15 protein-coding genes are annotated in these 15,602 nt (G+C 66.2%); 12 read left to right on the top strand and 3 right to left on the bottom strand.

Features of this window, described 5'->3' with window-relative positions; genetic code table 11:
* Window positions 1-11 precede the first annotated feature (11 nt).
* A complete protein-coding gene (locus HMI57_RS17040) occupies window positions 12-1,223 on the bottom strand; it encodes an ROK family protein (RefSeq protein ID WP_171587187.1) in 1,212 nt (403 codons plus the stop codon).
* Window positions 1,224-1,339: 116 nt separating this feature from the next.
* Between HMI57_RS17040 and HMI57_RS17035 the strand changes: the two genes are divergently transcribed.
* The 12 genes from HMI57_RS17035 (at window position 1,340) to HMI57_RS16980 (ending at window position 13,819) form a co-directional block, all read left to right on the top strand.
* Window positions 1,340-2,872 (top strand): sugar ABC transporter ATP-binding protein, encoded by a 1,533-nt coding sequence (locus HMI57_RS17035; protein WP_346655251.1) that lies wholly within the window; start codon window positions 1,340-1,342, stop codon window positions 2,870-2,872.
* Window positions 2,869-3,876, top strand: coding sequence for an ABC transporter permease (locus tag HMI57_RS17030; RefSeq protein WP_171587186.1), 1,008 nt, complete (start codon window positions 2,869-2,871; stop codon window positions 3,874-3,876). Before HMI57_RS17035 ends, HMI57_RS17030 begins: the two co-directional genes overlap by 4 nt.
* Window positions 3,873-4,979 carry an ABC transporter permease gene (locus tag HMI57_RS17025; protein ID WP_171587185.1) on the top strand — a complete coding sequence of 369 codons (1,107 nt, stop codon included), beginning with the start codon at window positions 3,873-3,875 and terminating at the stop codon, window positions 4,977-4,979. The genes HMI57_RS17030 and HMI57_RS17025 overlap by 4 nt, the downstream gene beginning before the upstream one ends.
* Window positions 4,979-6,217, top strand: a complete 1,239-nt coding sequence (locus tag HMI57_RS17020) for a substrate-binding domain-containing protein (RefSeq protein ID WP_171587184.1) — start codon at window positions 4,979-4,981, stop codon at window positions 6,215-6,217. The genes HMI57_RS17025 and HMI57_RS17020 overlap by 1 nt, the downstream gene beginning before the upstream one ends.
* Before the next feature lie 55 nt (window positions 6,218-6,272).
* Window positions 6,273-7,172 carry a sugar phosphate isomerase/epimerase family protein gene (locus HMI57_RS17015; protein ID WP_228721176.1) on the top strand — a complete coding sequence of 300 codons (900 nt, stop codon included), beginning with the start codon at window positions 6,273-6,275 and terminating at the stop codon, window positions 7,170-7,172.
* A complete protein-coding gene (locus HMI57_RS17010) occupies window positions 7,169-8,329 on the top strand; it encodes a Gfo/Idh/MocA family oxidoreductase (RefSeq protein ID WP_171587183.1) in 1,161 nt (386 codons plus the stop codon). The genes HMI57_RS17015 and HMI57_RS17010 overlap by 4 nt, the downstream gene beginning before the upstream one ends.
* 26 nt (window positions 8,330-8,355) lie before the next feature.
* On the top strand, window positions 8,356-9,093 hold the full coding sequence (locus tag HMI57_RS17005) for a sugar phosphate isomerase/epimerase (protein WP_171587182.1): 738 nt from the start codon (window positions 8,356-8,358) through the stop codon (window positions 9,091-9,093).
* On the top strand, window positions 9,090-10,193 hold the full coding sequence (locus HMI57_RS17000) for a Gfo/Idh/MocA family oxidoreductase (protein ID WP_171587181.1): 1,104 nt from the start codon (window positions 9,090-9,092) through the stop codon (window positions 10,191-10,193). Before HMI57_RS17005 ends, HMI57_RS17000 begins: the two co-directional genes overlap by 4 nt.
* A gap of 9 nt (window positions 10,194-10,202) precedes the next feature.
* On the top strand, window positions 10,203-11,201 hold the full coding sequence (locus tag HMI57_RS16995; protein WP_171587180.1) for a sugar phosphate isomerase/epimerase family protein: 999 nt from the start codon (window positions 10,203-10,205) through the stop codon (window positions 11,199-11,201).
* A gap of 105 nt (window positions 11,202-11,306) precedes the next feature.
* The gene (gene nadE / locus HMI57_RS16990; protein ID WP_171587179.1) at window positions 11,307-12,131 is read left to right on the top strand and encodes an ammonia-dependent NAD(+) synthetase; all 825 of its coding nucleotides are present in this window, start codon (window positions 11,307-11,309) and stop codon (window positions 12,129-12,131) included.
* Window positions 12,132-12,160: 29 nt separating this feature from the next.
* Window positions 12,161-12,961 carry an exodeoxyribonuclease III gene (locus tag HMI57_RS16985; protein WP_171587178.1) on the top strand — a complete coding sequence of 267 codons (801 nt, stop codon included), beginning with the start codon at window positions 12,161-12,163 and terminating at the stop codon, window positions 12,959-12,961.
* Window positions 12,962-12,964: 3 nt separating this feature from the next.
* Window positions 12,965-13,819, top strand: coding sequence for a hypothetical protein (locus tag HMI57_RS16980; protein WP_171587177.1), 855 nt, complete (start codon window positions 12,965-12,967; stop codon window positions 13,817-13,819).
* Window positions 13,820-13,829: 10 nt separating this feature from the next.
* Here HMI57_RS16980 and HMI57_RS16975 read toward each other — a convergent pair whose 3' ends face one another.
* Both HMI57_RS16975 and HMI57_RS16970 read right to left on the bottom strand, forming a co-directional pair.
* Entirely contained in the window at window positions 13,830-14,567 is a 738-nt protein-coding gene (locus HMI57_RS16975; RefSeq protein WP_171587209.1) for an alanine--tRNA ligase-related protein, read from the bottom strand.
* A gap of 9 nt (window positions 14,568-14,576) precedes the next feature.
* A complete protein-coding gene (locus tag HMI57_RS16970; RefSeq protein WP_171587176.1) occupies window positions 14,577-15,602 on the bottom strand; it encodes a LacI family DNA-binding transcriptional regulator in 1,026 nt (341 codons plus the stop codon).

Genomic DNA, 15,602 nt, shown 5'->3' with positions numbered 1-15,602 from the left:
CACGGCTTGGATCAGGGTGCGATCAGGCTTGCGGTCTCGATCGACTCCGGGGACAGGACGTGGGAGATGGCCATCACCGAGGCGCCCCTGACGCCGGCACTTTGCCCCGCGACCGACGGGACAATCCGGAGGTGTTCAGTGGCCAGCGGCAGCGAGCGGCGGTAGACCACTTCGCGGATCCCCGCCAACAGGTGTTCACCGGCCTGGGCCAGACTGCCACCAATCACCACCACCGAGGGGTTGATCAGGTTTACGCAGGTCGCCAGCACGTCGCCGATGTCGCGGCCTGCCTGACGGATCACCTGAATGGCGTTCCCGTCACCCGAGCGCACCAGGTCAATCACGCCCTGGCTGTTCGTGAGGGTTCCGCCGGTCAGTTCGTTCAGGGCGGCGGCGAGCGCCGGTCCACCGGCCATTGCCTCGAGGCACCCGGTGTTCCCGCACCGGCATGGAATGTCCCCACCACGCGGAACACGCACATGGCCAAGGTCCCCCGCGGTACCCTGGGCGCCGCGCTGCAGCATTGATCCGGAGATGATTCCGGCGCCGATGCCAGTGGCTACCTTGATGAACATCAAGTCGGTGGTGTCCGGCCAGTTACTGCTCAGCTCACCCAGTGCCATGATGTTCACATCGTTGTCCACGAGCACCGGCACGGCAAAACTGCGCTGCACCAGACCCGGCACGTCGAAGCGGTCCCAGCCCGGCATAATCGGCGGGTTGATCGGGCGTCCGGTCTCGTGCTCCACCGGACCGGGCAGCCCGATGCCGATGGCGGCCAGTTCGGAACTGCTCCGGCGTGACTGAACCAGCAGGTCACCGATCGTCGCAACCAACCAGCCCAGTACTGCGTCCGGCCCGTCGGAGATGTTCAGCGTCTGCCGGGCGCTCGCCAGTTCCGCGCCGGAGAGGTCGGTCAGGATCACCAGCGCGTGGGTGGCGCCGATGTCGGCACCGATCACCACCCGGGCTCCGGGGTTCAGCGCGAACAACGACGGCGGCCGCCCACCCGTGGACACGGCCCCGCCATAGGGGGCCACCAGTCCAAGCGTCATCAGGGTCTCGACCCGCGAGGCGACTGTGGAACGTGCGAGCCCCGTAAGTTGCGCCAGCTCTGCGCGCGTCCGCGGTTGTCCGTCCCGCAGGAGCTGGAAAACCTCGCTGGCGCCGGGGGCTGGCAACGCGGAGGTGCGACCCTGCTTCTCGGACTCGATCTTCAACACGGTTTTAGTAAACCACGCAGAACTTATAGCTGTCTCGCAAACTACTAACTGATGACTAACACAATACTTTTGCGTGATGCTCGACAAAAGTATGAGTTCTATGTCACAGTGAGCGAGTGGATAAAGAAGTCTTCCCCCTGGAGTCTCGGGTCAACACACCGGTGGTGCTCAGTGTCTCCGGGTTGTCGAAGAGTTTCTTCGGCATTGAGGTGCTGAAGGACGTCTCCCTTGAGTTGCGCTCGGGTGAAGTCCACGGCCTGGTCGGCGAGAATGGTGCCGGCAAGTCGACCCTGATGAAACTGCTGGCCGGGGTCCACCACCGGGATTCGGGAACCATTGAATTGTCTGGCGCCCCAGTTGATTTCTCCCACCCCACCCAGGCGCACGAGGCCGGGCTCTCGACCGTTTTCCAGGAGTTCAACCTGCTTCCCGACCGGACGGTCGCCGAGAACATCTACCTGGGCAGGGAACCCCGCAGCGGGATCCTGGTGAACCGCAAGGCAATGCTGGAGCGGACCAGGGAGCTGCTGGACCAGCTGGGAATCACCAGCATCCAGCCGTCCACGCCGGTAAGCAACCTCTCGGTCGCCCAGCAGCAGATCGTGGAGATAGCCAAGGCGGTCAGCTACGACGCGCGGATCATCTCCATGGACGAACCCACCGCGGCGCTCGCTGGCCCCGAGGTGGAACTGCTCTACAGCATCATCGGGCGCCTGAAGGAGCGCGGAGTGGCAATCCTCTATGTCTCACACCGGCTCAAGGAAATCTTCGACCTCTGCGACACGATCACCGTCCTGAAGGACGGCGAAGTAGTCGGCTCCCAACCGGCGTCGTCAATGGACGACGCCTCACTGGTGCGCCTGATGGTGGGCCGTCCAATCTCCGCCTACTTCCCGGAGGTAACACCGGGCACCATCATCGGTGAACCGCTGCTCGAAGTGGCCGACGCCGGCAACGAACAGCTCGACTCGATCAACCTCGCCCTCCGCACCGGCGAAATCGTCGGCATCGCCGGGCTTCAGGGCTCAGGACGCACCGAGCTGGTCGAAGCGATCTTCGGTGCAGCCCCCTTCACCCGCGGAAGCATGCGTCTCGCCGGCGAAGCCTACACGGCCCGGAGCACCCGTACCGCCATCCAACACCGGGTCGCCCTCATCACCGAAGACCGCAAATCGCAGGGCCTCAGCCTGAACCAGTCGATTCTGGACAACGCGCTCAGCGTGATCCGCTCGGTCTTTCCCGGCCGCACCAACCAGGCGCGCCAGGACGCACCGGGCGTGTTCTCCTCCCTGGAGGTGATTGCCCGTGACCTGGACCAGGAGGTCCAGTACCTGTCCGGGGGAAACCAGCAGAAAGTGGTCCTGGCCAAGTGGCTGGCCATCAGCCCTCGGCTGGTGCTGCTCGACGAGCCGACCCGCGGCATTGATGTGGGAGCCAAGGTGGCCGTGTACAACCTGATGCGGGCGCTCGCTGCCGAAGGGAAAGCCATCCTGATGGTCTCCAGTGAGTTGCCGGAGGTGCTGGGCATGTCTGACCGGGTGCTGGTGATGCGGGACGGGCTTATCGCCGGTGAACTGTCGCCGACGTCCACCGAGGAAGAAGTCCTGCAGCTAGCCACCGGCGCGCGGACCGAGGAGACCCCATCATGAACCGACTCTCACGGCTGACCTCGACGCACATCGTGTACCTGGTGGTGCTGCTGACCGTCATCGTCGGCACCATCCTGGTCGGCTCGGTGGGTCGGAGCTTCTTCAGCACCGGCAACATCTCCGACATCCTCACCGGAACCAGCGTTCTCGGGTTCATTGCCATCGGGCAGACCCTGGTGATCCTGGTCGGCAGCCTCGACCTGTCAGTGCCGTACGTGATCAGCCTCTCCAGCCTCATTGCCGCTGGCATCATGGCCAACCAGGGCGCTAACGTGCTCCCCGGAGTACTCGCCGCCCTCGCCATCTCGGCACTTATCGGGCTGGCCAACGGTCTTGTGGTCTCCGGCCTGAAGGTGCACGGCTTCATCGCCACCCTCGGGATGGGGCTGATCATCAGCGGCTACCTTGCCACCAACTACCAGGGCAGCTCTGGCCAGGCGCCCCTGTCCTTCCGGCTGATCGGGGCCACCGGACTGGGACCCGTCCCGATTTCCACCCTGATCATGCTCGCCACCGCGGGTCTGGTCCTGCTGATGCTGAACCGCACCCGGGTGGGCCACCATATCTACGCGGTCGGCGGGGACCTCGGCGTCGCCAGGATGTCAGGGATCCGCACCCGCACCCCGATCATCACCGCACACGTCCTGTGCTCGGTCATGGCAGGTCTGGCGGGCCTGCTACTGGCCGCACGGCTCGGCGTAGGGAGCCCCACCATCGGCTCCCAAGGCGGGTATGACCTGCTCTCCATCGCCGCTGTCGTCCTCGGCGGCACGCTCCTTGCCGGGGGCAAGGGGTCCCTGGTGGGGACCCTGGGCGGCGTGCTGATCTTCGCCATGCTGGACAACATCATGAGCGTCATGCAGATCAACCCCTTCCTGAAAGATGTGGTCCGCGGGCTGGTGATCGTGATCGCCGTCGCGGTTTACGCCCGCCGCACGGTCATCACCCGGCCACCGCGTTTCGAGAAATCCTCCACCACCCCAGCACGCGAGGTGTCGGCATGAGCGTGAGCGAGAACGCCCAGGGAACGCGGAACGAGATTCTCGCCCGGAACCGGTCGTCGGCCGGTGACCGTCTACTGCGGGCCCTGCGAACCCCCAGCGGCGGCGTCTTCATCCTCCTGATCGCGTTACTGATCGCGGTGATCGCGGCAAACCCGTCGTTCGGGGAACCCGGTTCCCTGATCCGATTCATCGGCCGGACCGCGCCGATCGCGATTGCAGCCATCGGACAGTACTTCGTCATCGTCTCGGGTGAGTTCGACCTGTCGATGGGATCGGTGGTCACCGCTCAGGTTTTCATCGCTGGCAACCTGATCGGCGACGACGACGCCCGGGTCCTCCCGGTGCTGGGGCTGATGTTCGTGTTCGGCGCCTTCATTGGCCTCATCAACGGGCTGGTGACGACCCTGCTGAAGGTTCCGAGCTTCATCGTCACGCTCGGCATGATGCTCGCGTTGCTCGGGATGGTGCTGTACTCGACCGGCGGCGCTGCAACCGGCAACCCGGCGGACAGCTTCCGGCAGATCGGGCGGGGCGGGATCCGCGACGTCCCGGTGCTGGAGATCATCCCCTACCCGGTCATCATTTTCGTTGTCACCGCCGCGGCAGCGCTGTGGCTGATGCGCCGTCCGTATGGCCGCACCCTGATCGCCGTGGGCGACAACTCCCGGGCTGCAGCGCTGACCGGCGCCCGCGTCTGGTGGGTCAAGACCCGCGCGTTCATGCTGTCCTCGCTGTCAGCGACGGTCGCCGGCATCATCCTGGTGGGCTACGCCGGGGTTCACCCTTCCGTGGGCCGCGGCTACGAATTCACCGCGATCACCGCCGTCGTCCTCGGTGGGGTGGTGCTCGGTGGAGGGCGCGGCTGGGTGCTATCCGCCGCCGCCGGCGCCTTCGCACTCGAAACCCTCTTCACCCTGCTGAACTTCCTGGGCGTCGAATCCACCTGGCGGGACTCCGTGCAGGGCATCATCATCATCGTCGCGGTCGCCGCGGCAGCCCAGACCTGGCAGCGCAAACGCCGTGGAGCCAGCTCCCGCACCCACGAACCGACACACCCCATCGCTCCACCGCCCACCGTGGGCACCAATGAGAGAGGAATATGATGCGACGAAGCATCCTGACAAAGGTCACGGTGGTGGCAGCAACCTCGCTGCTCGCCCTGACCGCGTGCACTACCGATTCATCCATTGAGGACCCGCCTACGGAAGACACCACGGCATCCGCCGCGGAGACCGAACCCGCTGCCGAGGAGACCAGCAGCGACGAGTGGTTTGTCCAGGAGGTGTACGACGACCAGTACGAGCAGCGTTCCGCCACCTTCGAAGGTGACCCGGAGCAGCCATGGTTGCAGTACATCGACGGGGAGATGACCGACACCGCCGAGTACGCAGCGGACGGCGCCCAGAAGGCGTGCTTCGCCAACGCCTCGATCTCCAACCCGTGGCGGCAGACCGGCTGGATCACCATGAACGAGCAGTTGAAGGCTCTGCAGGATTCGGGGGTCATCTCCGAGATGGAGACCCGGGACGCGCAGGACGACGACAACACCCAGATCGCCGACATCGACTACTTCATCGCTGAAGGCAACTGCGACGCGTTCATCATCTCCCCCAACTCGACGGCAGCCATGACCCCAGCGGTCGAGAGGGCCTGTGAGACCGGGAAGCCAGTGGTGGTGTTCGACCGCGGCGTTGAAACCGACTGCGCAGTCACGTTCATCCACCCCATCGGCGGCTTCGCCTGGGGCATCGACACCGCCGAGTTCCTGAGCGAACAGCTTGAGGAAGGCGACAAGGTGATTGCCCTGCGCATCCTCCCCGGTGTCGACGTCCTGGAACAGCGCTGGGCGGCCGCCGAGCGGATCTTCGAGGAGAACGGCATCGAGGCAGTTGACTACTTCACCGGCGCTGACCCCACCGAGATCAAGGACATCCTGGCCGACGAACTGGCCACCGGCGACGTCCAGGGCATCTGGATGGACGCGGGCGACGGCGCGGTTGCAGCGATCGAAGCCTTCGAGGACGCCGGAGCTGACCTCCCCGTCATGACCGGTGAGGACGAGATGAGCTTCCTGCGTAAGTGGGAGGAAACAGGAATCACAGCCCTTGCCCCGGTCTACTCCAACTTCCAGTGGCGCACCCCGCTGCTGGCGCTGGAGAAGATCTTCGCTGGCGAGGAAATCCCTGCCGAATGGATACTCCCGCAGGAGCCGATCACCGAGGATGAACGCGGTGACTTCCTGGCCGCCAATGAGGGTATGCCTGACGGTCACTACGCCAAGTTCGGCGGCGAGGACATGGAGGGCTACCCCGAGGTCTGGCAGGAACGCCAGATTCCATAACCCGGCCGCACCCGCGGCACCCGTCAACCCCAATACAGCGAGAGGAGGCAGGGCCTTGGAGAGCTCATTCCAGCGACCCATCGGTGTCAACACCTGGGTGTGGGTTTCCCCCCTCACCGACGCCACCCTGCCTCCCCTGCTGGGGTCCATTGCCGACATGGGGTTCGACGCCGTTGAACTCCCCCTGGAGAACATTGGCGACTTCACAGCAGAGGTGGTCACCGGTTCCCTGCACGGGATGCACCCCTATTTGGTGGGTGCAATGGCGCCGGGCCGTGACCTCATCCTCGCCGACGACTCCGTCATCCTGCAGACCCAGCGGTACCTCAGCGCCTGCATCCAGCTGGCGCACGACATCGGCGCCCCGTCGGTCTGTGGACCGTTCTATTCCTCCACCGGGCGGGTGTGGCGGATGGACGACGACGAACGAACTGCCGCATACCGGCAGTTACGCCGCAATCTTGCCCCGCTCGTGGACGAGGCTGCCGGCGCCGGCGTCGTCGTCGGAGTCGAACCCCTGAACCGGTACGAGACGCCGCTCATCAACACCGTCGCCCAGGGACTTGACGCGCTGGGCCCGCTCCTTGGCCCGCACCTCGGTCTGGCCCTGGACACCTACCATCTGAACATTGAGGAGCGTTCCTCAGCGGACGCCATCCGGGCTGCGGGAGAGCACCTGGTGCACCTACAGGTCTGTGGCAATGACCGCGGCGCACCGGGCGGCGACCAGACTGACTGGACAGCCATCCTGGACGCCCTCGACACCGCCGGGTACGAGGGCCCCCTGAACATTGAGAGCTTCACGGCGCACAACGCCAGCATTGCCACCGCCGCCTCCATCTGGCGGCCCCTCGCCGAGTCCCAGGACCGGCTCGCCCAAGACGGCCTCGCGTTCCTGCGCTCGATCACCCCGCCCAGGACCGGCACGCCCCTGTTTCAAGGAGACCACCTATGACCACCCCCGCCCCGGCAGCCGCTGCCGAGCCCGGCACGCTGGGGGTGGCCGTGCTCGGCTACTCCTTCATGGGGAAGGCTCATTCCAACGCCTGGCGCAACGTGAACGCGTTCTACCCGACGCCCCGGGTGGCACAGCAGCTCCTGGTGGGCCGCGACGCCGGGAAGGTGGCTGAGGCGGCAACCCAGTACGGTTGGGCCGAAAGCTCAACCGACTGGCGTGGGGTGCTGGAACGTGACGACATCCACATCGTGGACATCTGCACCCCGGGTCATCTGCACGCCGAGCTCGCGATCGCGGCCCTGCAGGCCGGCAAACACGTCCTGGTGGAAAAGCCGCTGGCCAATTCGGTGGCCGAGGCCGAGCAGATGGTCGCGGCCGCCGTCGCCGCGCGCGCCCAGGGCGTCCACTCGATGGTCGGGTTCAACTACCGCCGTCTCCCCGCGCTGTCCCTGGCGCGGTCCCTGATTTCTGGCGGGCGAGTGGGGGACGTCCGCCAGATTCGCGTGAGCTATCTGCAGGACTGGCTGGCCGACGAGCGCGCCGCGATGAGCTGGCGGCTGCGCAAGGCGTCGGCTGGCTCGGGCGCCCTCGGCGATCTCGCCTCCCACGCCGTCGACCAGGTGGGGTACCTGCTCGGTGACCCGGTGGTCACCGTGTCCGGGACGGTCAACACCTTCGTCACTGAGCGCCCCGGCCCGGACGGCCCGGAACCGGTGACCGTCGACGACGCCGCCTGGGCCACCCTGCGCCTCGCCTCCGGCGCCGTCGCGAGCCTTGAAGTCTCGCGCTTCGCCACCGGGCGCAAGAACTCGCTGCAGATCGAGGTGTACGGTTCCCGTGGTGGCCTGCGGTTCGACCTTGAACACCTCAACGAGCTGCAATACTTCGACAGCAGTGTGCCCACCGAGCTGCAGGGTTACAGCAAAATACTGGTCACCGAACCGTCCCACCCGTACCTTGGAGCTTGGTGGCCTGCTGGGCACACCCTCGGCTGGGATCACACGTTCACCAGCCAGGCGGCCGATTTCCTCGCCGCGATCGACTCGGGGACACCGCCGTCGCCGTCGTTCGAGGAGGGGCTGGCCACCCAGCGGGTGCTGGCCGCGCTGGAGGAAAGTGCCGCCCAGGCCGGTACCGCCGTCACGCCCGTTTGAACTGATCTACAGCACGCAGGAGATCCATGGAACTGTCAGTCCAGCTGTACACGGTCCGCGACGCTCTCGTCGCCGATCTCGACCGCACCATCGACCGGATCGCTGCGATGGGTTTCACCAGCGTGGAACCGTACAATTTTGCGGCCGACCACGACCGGTTGGCCGCGGCGCTGCGCCGCAACGGGCTGGCAGCCCCGTCCGGCCACGCACCCCTGCTCTCCGCGAACCAGGAGGACATCTGCGCGGCCGCCCAGTCACTCGGGATGCGCACCGTGATCGACCCGTTCGTGGATCCGGCACGCTGGGCGTCGGTCGAGGACATCGCGGCCACCGCCGCTCAGCTCAACGATGCTGCCGCGGTGGCGGCCAGGTACGGCCTCCAGGTGGGATACCACAACCACTGGTTCGAGGTGGAGACGGATTTCGAGGGCCGCACCGGCCTCGAGGTGCTGGCTGACCATCTGGACCCGGCGGTGGTCCTGGAAGTGGACACCTACTGGGTGGCGGTCGGCGGGCAGGATCCTGCTGCCCTGCTGGGGCGTCTGGGTGAGCGGGTCCGGCTGATCCACCTCAAGGACGGCGCCATCGACAGGGACCCCACATCGCAGGTGGCTGTCGGCGCGGGACTGATGAACATCGAAGGCGTCCTCCAGGCGTCTTCGGCGGTCGAGACGGTCGTTGTCGAACTCGACGACAGCGCCGGGGACCTCTTCGCAGCGATCGAGGAAAGCCGGCGGTTTCTGCTCGCCCGGGCTGGCGCGTGAGGGGGCCGGTCGGCGTCGCGGTGATCGGCGCCGGAGTGATCAGCAAGGAGTACCTGACCAACCTGACCGCCTTCCCTGATCTCACCGTGCACGTGGTCGCTGACCTTTTCGAGGATGCCGCCCGCGCCCGGGCAACAGAGTTCGGAGTCGACCTGTCAGGAGGGGTGGAGGTTGCGCTGGCCCACCCCGACGTGGAGATCGTGATAAACCTGACCACCCCCGCAGCGCATGTGCCGGTGGCCCTCGCCGCTGTCGCCGCCGGGAAGCACGTCTGGTCCGAGAAGCCGTTCTCCCTCGACCGGAGTTCAGGCACAGGGTTGCTGGCCGCGGCGGAGGCGGCCGGAGTCCGCCTGGGGTGTGCACCCGACACATTCCTCGGGGCGGGCCTGCAGACCGGCCTGCGCTGCATCCAGCGCGGAGACATTGGGACGCCGCTCACAGCGCTAACCCTCATGCAGTCCCCCGGCCCGGAATCCTGGCACCCCAACCCGGCCTTCCTGTTCCAGGACGGCGCAGGACCGCTGTTCGATATTGGGCCGTACTACCTCACCACCCTGGTCCAGGCGTTCGGCTCCATCCGGCGGGTGGCCGCCGCCGGCTCCCGGGCCCGCGACACCCGGGTGATCGGTTCGGGGCCGCTTGCCGGTGAGGAGTTTCGGGTGTCCGTTCCCACCCACGTCAGCGCCCTCACCCAGTTCGACGGCGGCCAGTCGTCGCAGAGCATCTTCAGCTTCGATTCGCCCCTGCCCCGTACCGGTTTCGTGGAGATCACCGGCACCGAGGCGACCATCGCGTTTCCCGACCCGAACGAGTTCCACGGCGACGTCAGGATCTACCGGCACGGCGCGGCGGACTGGGAGACTATCCCCGCCGTCGGGTCGGTGTTCAGCCGGGGCTCCGGTGTCCTCGAGATGGCACGCGCCATCCGGGCGGACCGACCCCACCGCGCGCAGGGGTCGACGGCGTTCCACATCCTTGATGCCATGGTGGCGACCGCCGAGTCCATCGACACCGGCGAGTTTGTCCCTGTGACCAGTTCCGCCGCGGCACTCGATCCCCTTCCCGAAGACTGGGATCCAGCCCAGCCCACCCTCATCTAGGAGCACCCCATGCCACGCAACTACACCCTGTTCACCGGCCAGTGGGCCGACCTTCCCTTCGAGGAGGTGGCGCGCCTAGCTGGCGAGTGGGGCTACGACGGCCTCGAGATCGCGGTCTCCGGCGACCACCTGGATGCCTGGCGCTGGGACGACGACGAGTACATCGCCGGGCGGCTCGACATTCTTGAGCGCAACGGGTTGAAGGTGTGGGCCATCTCCAACCATCTCAAGGGCCAAGCCGTCTGCGATGACCCGATCGACTTCAGGCATCAGGCCATCGTGGGACCGCGGGTCTGGGGCGATGGCGATCCCGTCGGCGTGCGGGCCCGCGCCGCCGAGGAGATGAAGTTGACCGCGCGGCTGGCCCAAAAACTCGGCGTGCGGACGGTCGTGGGATTCACCGGGTCCTCGATCTGGCAGTACGTGGCCATGTTCCCTCCGGTGTCCCAGGACGTTGTCGAAGCCGGCTACCAGGACTTCGCTGACCGCTGGAACCCCATCCTCGACGTGTTCGATGAGTGCGGCGTCCGGTTCGCGCACGAGGTGCACCCGTCAGAGATTGCCTACGACTACTGGTCCACCCAGCGCGCCCTCGAGGCCATCGGCCACCGCCCCGCGTTCGGCCTCAACTGGGATCCGAGCCATTTCATGTGGCAACAGATCGACCCGGTGGCGTTCATCTCCGACTTCGCCGACCGGATCTACCACGTCGACTGCAAGGACACGAAGATGCGGATGGGTGGCGGGCGGAACGGCATCCTCTCCTCCCACCTGCCCTGGGGTGACCCCCGCCGCGGCTGGGACTTCGTGTCCACTGGCCGCGGTGATGTGCCCTGGGAGGACAGTTTCAGGGCACTCACCAGCATCGGTTACGACGGTCCCATCTCGGTGGAATGGGAGGATGCCGGGATGGACCGGTTGCAGGGTGCCCCGGAGGCGTTGGCCTTCCTGAAGAGGTTCAACTTCGCCCCGTCCGGGACCTCTTTCGACGCGGCCTTCAAGCAGTAGTCAGCGGTTCCCTCCAGCACTCCGGGGCGGGGCCGGCCGGAAGGGCGGCGCCGGTGTGTGATTTGCCGTAACGTGCCCGTTACGCCCCCGTAGTAGCCTGTCCCCATGCGCAAAAACCAAGCCAGCATCATTGAGGAAATGGGTGTGCAGCCCACCATTGATCCCGCCGCGGAGATCCGGGCCAGGGTCACCTTCCTGAAGGACTACCTCCGGGCGACCGGCACCAAGGGGTTTGTCCTGGGAATCAGCGGCGGAGTCGATTCGTCACTCTCCGGCCGGCTGGCCCAGCTGGCCGTGACCGAGCTGGCCGAGGAGGGTGTCGACGCCGATTTCATCGCGGTCCGGCTTCCCTACCGCGAGCAGCACGACGAGGATGATGCGCAGGCCGCCCTCGAGTTCATCCAGCCGAAGAGCCAACGCACCTTCAACGTCGCCGCTGCCGTCGACGGATTCGAGGCGGAGTACGCCGCCGCGACCGGCGAGGACATCTCCGACTTCACCAAGGGGAACATCAAGGCACGGGCGCGGATGGTCACCCAGTACGCCCTCGCCGGGCAGCATAACCTGCTGGTCATCGGCACTGACCACGGCGCCGAATCGGTTACCGGGTTCTTCACCAAGTACGGCGACGGCGGCGCGGACATCCTCCCCCTGTTCGGCCTGAACAAGCGCCAGAACCGGACGCTCCTGAAGGAGCTCGGCGCACCCGAGCAGATCTACGCGAAGGTGCCCACGGCTGACCTGCTCGACCTCCAGCCCGGCCGCACCGACGAGCACGAACTCGGGATCACCTACGACCAGATCGACGACTATCTGGAAGGCCGGGGGATCGATGAGGCAGCCGCACTGGCCATCGAACGCCGTCATGCCATCACCCGGCACAAGCGCACCGTCCCGGTCACCATCCTCGACACCTGGTGGCGGGACTGACGCAACAGGACCTTGGTAACGTGTTCCCTGTGAAGATAGCCACCTGGAACGTCAATTCCCTCCGAGCCCGCGCCGACCGCGTCGAGGCCTGGCTCGCCCGCTCCGACGTCGATGTGCTGGCGATTCAGGAAACCAAGTGCAAGGACGAGAACTTCCCCTGGGAGCTCTTCGAAGCCAACGGCTACGAAGTGGCGCACTTCGGCCTGAGCCAGTGGAACGGCGTAGCCATCGCGTCACGGGTGGGGCTCGCGGACGTCGAACGCACCTTTGAGGGCCAACCGACCTTCGGGAAAGACGCGGAACCGATCCAGGAGGCCCGTGCGATCGGCGCCACCTGCGGCGGCGTCCGGGTATGGAGCCTGTATGTGCCCAACGGCCGGTCCCTCGACGACCCGCACATGCAGTACAAGATCGACTGGCTGGACACTTTGCGGGCCAAGGCGCTCGGCTGGGTCGAGGCTGACCCGTCGGCGCAAATCGCGCTCACCGGTGACTGGAACATCGCCCCCCGGGATGAGGATGTCTGGGACATTGACCTGTTCCAGCGGGAGGGCTACACCCATGTCAGCCCCCAGGAGCGTGCGGCGTTCCACGCCTTCGAAAGTTCGGGCTTCACCGACGTCGCCCGGCCTCACACGCCCGGCCCCGGCGTGTACACGTACTGGGACTACAAACAGCTGAGCTTTCCCAAGAAGATGGGCATGCGAATCGACTTTGTGCTGGCCTCTCCTGCGCTGGCGGAACGCGTGACCGGCGCATCGATTGACCGCGAGGAACGTAAGGGCAAGGGCGCGTCCGACCATGCCCCAGTCATCGTGGAGCTCGGGTAGCTGATGGCGGCCATCGGCCCAGCCGCCACGGGCCACACCTTCCCCTATGTGTCCTACCTCAGGGTCTACGAGCCGCTTGAGGCGTTCAGCGATGCCCAGCAGCTGGTCATCCTCGAACAGCGGTCACGTGACCGCTTGGTCACCGAGGGGATCGAGCGAACCAATTCGCTGCACCGGATCCTCCGGCAGGTGTCCGACCCCTTCCCCCACCACGGAGCGGACCTGGTCCGGGTGCTGCACTTCCCCGGCACCAACGGCACCACAACCCAGTACTACTGCCCCAACCAGTTGGCCGTGCGCACCTCCCTGGCCGCGGAATCCCTGGGCCAGACCATCCGCGGACCGCTGGTGGACGTGCTCCTCCCCGAAGCCGCCACGGACGCCCACCAGGCGCGGCTTGACCCCGAGACCGTCGCGGAGACCACTGCCAAGTTGCACACCCGCTCAGCGACCTGGGGGATCCCCTTTTCGTGGTTCGTCCTGATCCATGAGGATGACCTCACCGAAGTAATCGAGGACGGCGGGAAGGTGCGCACCGTCCGCGTCGCGGCAGCGGTGCACGAGTGCATTGAGCGTGCCAAGCACGCGATGGCCTCGCTGGCTATCGCCGCGCCGGAGCTCGACCTGCTTGATGACCTGACCGACATCATCGGGTGGCTGCAACTCTTCCGCCTGGACGCCGTGGTGGAACTGGACTACGGCCCGGTCGCTGACCTGGTGTTCCCGGACGAGTCACCCATGGATGTCCGCCTGGGCATCGAGTGCCTCGCCGAAGGGGACATGACCGGGGCAGCTGCGTCCTACCGGCGCTTGGCGTCCCGCTGGATCCCCATCCGACAGTTGGCGCGGGCCAACTAGCCGGCTAGCCCTAGTTGACGCCTTCAACCGCGTAGGAGACCTTGGTGAGGCCCTTCTTCGAACGGATCTTCGTGATGGTCAGGGTGCCAATATCCGAGACGTCCTTCACATGCGTGCCACCACACGGGACACCGAAGTCTGGGGTGTAAAGGACGATCCGTGCGGGTTTGTTGGTCGGAATATTGTCCGGGACATTGCGGCAGAACTCGCCCATCTCGGAGACCGGCATGAATCGGATCTCGTTGCTGCTCCCCGCGTCGATCACGTCCTGGGCGGCCCGCTGAATCTGCCCGACGACCGTGTCGACATCAGCTGGCGCGAGGGTGGCGTTGTATTCCACGAACGACATGTGCGGGTAGTGGGCACCCTTGCCGGGAACCCACGGTAACCCCAGGCGTTCCACCGCCAGGTCCACCACATGCCCCGCCGAGTGTAGCCGGGTGTTGGCAGTCCGCCGAGCGGCATCGACTTCAAGGGATACCTCGCCGCCTTCAGTGATAGGGCCGGCACCGAGGTGGTGTACCACTCCCTCTGGATCCAGCCGAACCTCCTCGACGACGAACGCGGTGTCCCCGGTGGAGGACAGGATCCGTCCCATGTCCCAGTCCTGGCCTCCACCGCGGGGGTAGAAACAGGTGCGGTCCAGTACCAGGTCGGTGCGGCCGTCGTCGTCGGCGCTGACCGAGAGAACGCGGGCGGTGCCCGTGAGCACGTCGAAGTCGTTGAGGTACATCAGTTCGGTAGCCATCTGCCGAGTCTAGCGACCTCTGGCATGCCCCCGGGGCGGCGCCGTGGAGTTCCGGATGATCAGTTCGTGCGGTCGGGGCGTCGGCACCGCCAACGGTGGCGCACCCTCCAGTTCTGCGAGGAGAAGGTCGGTCGCATAGGCGCCCTGCTCCTCGGGGCGCTGGCGAATTGTGGTCAGGTTCATCGGCTCCGCGAACTCATGGTCGTCAATACCCACCACCGAGAGTTGATCCGGGATGCTGATGCCCAGCTCGGCCGCCGCAGTGATGACTCCAAACGCCATTTCATCTGACGAGCAGAAGACGGCCGTCGGACGGTCGGCGGGATCCTGCAGGAGCGCAAGCGCCGCCTCCTTGCCCTGTTTGAAGCGGAAATCACCGAACAGTGACCATTCAGGGCGCACCACGAGACCGTGGGCTGCCATGGCGCCCAGATACGCCTCCTCACGGATGCGCGGCACCTCGAACTCGATACCGTAGGACCCACCGCCCCGCAGGTGGGCGATGTCCGTGTGCCCCAGCGAAATGAGGTGTTCGACGGCGTCGCGGGCTGCCGCGTCGTCGTCGATCCCCACGTGCCGGACGCCCCTGACCGACCCGCCGACCACGATGGTTGGCGACTCCAGTGCGTGCAGTGACTGGAGCTCATCATCGGTAAGTTCCATGCACATCACCAGGAGCGCGTCGATCCGCTTGCGGAGGATTGACCGGTGGAACACCCGCTCACGGTTCACTCCGGTCCCGCCGAGGCTGAACACCACCAGGTCGTACCCGGCTGCGCGCAACTGGCGGTCCACTCCCTCCAGCACGGCAGAGAAGTACCAGCGTTCAATTAGCGGCAGCAGCACCCCCATCGCCATGGTCCTGCCGGACGCCAGCCCCGAGGCCGACGACGACGGGACATACCCGAGCGCCTCCGCCGCAGCCAGGACCTTCATCCTGGTGTCGGCCGAAACCCCCGGCAGCCCGCGGAGCGCACGGGAGACCGTAGCGGTGGAGACCCCGATTGACCTGGCGACATGGTCAATGCTGGTCAT

Origin of the sequence: Arthrobacter sp. 260, assembly GCF_013116745.1 — a bacterium.
Classification (GTDB): Bacteria; Actinomycetota; Actinomycetes; order Actinomycetales; family Micrococcaceae; genus Arthrobacter_D.
The sequence above is the reverse complement of the archived record's forward strand: the minus strand, read 5'-3'. Positions and strand labels throughout refer to the sequence as shown.

Coding starts and splice junctions, on each gene's coding strand:
- HMI57_RS16995 (WP_171587180.1), top strand. CDS start 10,203: ATGCCACGCAACTACACCCTGTTCACCGGCCAGTGGGCCGACCTTCCC.
- HMI57_RS17005 (WP_171587182.1), top strand. CDS start 8,356: ATGGAACTGTCAGTCCAGCTGTACACGGTCCGCGACGCTCTCGTCGCC.
- HMI57_RS16975 (WP_171587209.1), bottom strand. CDS start 14,567: ATGGCTACCGAACTGATGTACCTCAACGACTTCGACGTGCTCACGGGC.
- HMI57_RS16970 (WP_171587176.1), bottom strand. CDS start 15,602: ATGACCAGCATTGACCATGTCGCCAGGTCAATCGGGGTCTCCACCGCT.
- HMI57_RS17025 (WP_171587185.1), top strand. CDS start 3,873: ATGAGCGTGAGCGAGAACGCCCAGGGAACGCGGAACGAGATTCTCGCC.
- HMI57_RS17010 (WP_171587183.1), top strand. CDS start 7,169: ATGACCACCCCCGCCCCGGCAGCCGCTGCCGAGCCCGGCACGCTGGGG.
- HMI57_RS17030 (WP_171587186.1), top strand. CDS start 2,869: ATGAACCGACTCTCACGGCTGACCTCGACGCACATCGTGTACCTGGTG.
- HMI57_RS16980 (WP_171587177.1), top strand. CDS start 12,965: ATGGCGGCCATCGGCCCAGCCGCCACGGGCCACACCTTCCCCTATGTG.
- HMI57_RS17020 (WP_171587184.1), top strand. CDS start 4,979: ATGCGACGAAGCATCCTGACAAAGGTCACGGTGGTGGCAGCAACCTCG.
- nadE (WP_171587179.1), top strand. CDS start 11,307: ATGCGCAAAAACCAAGCCAGCATCATTGAGGAAATGGGTGTGCAGCCC.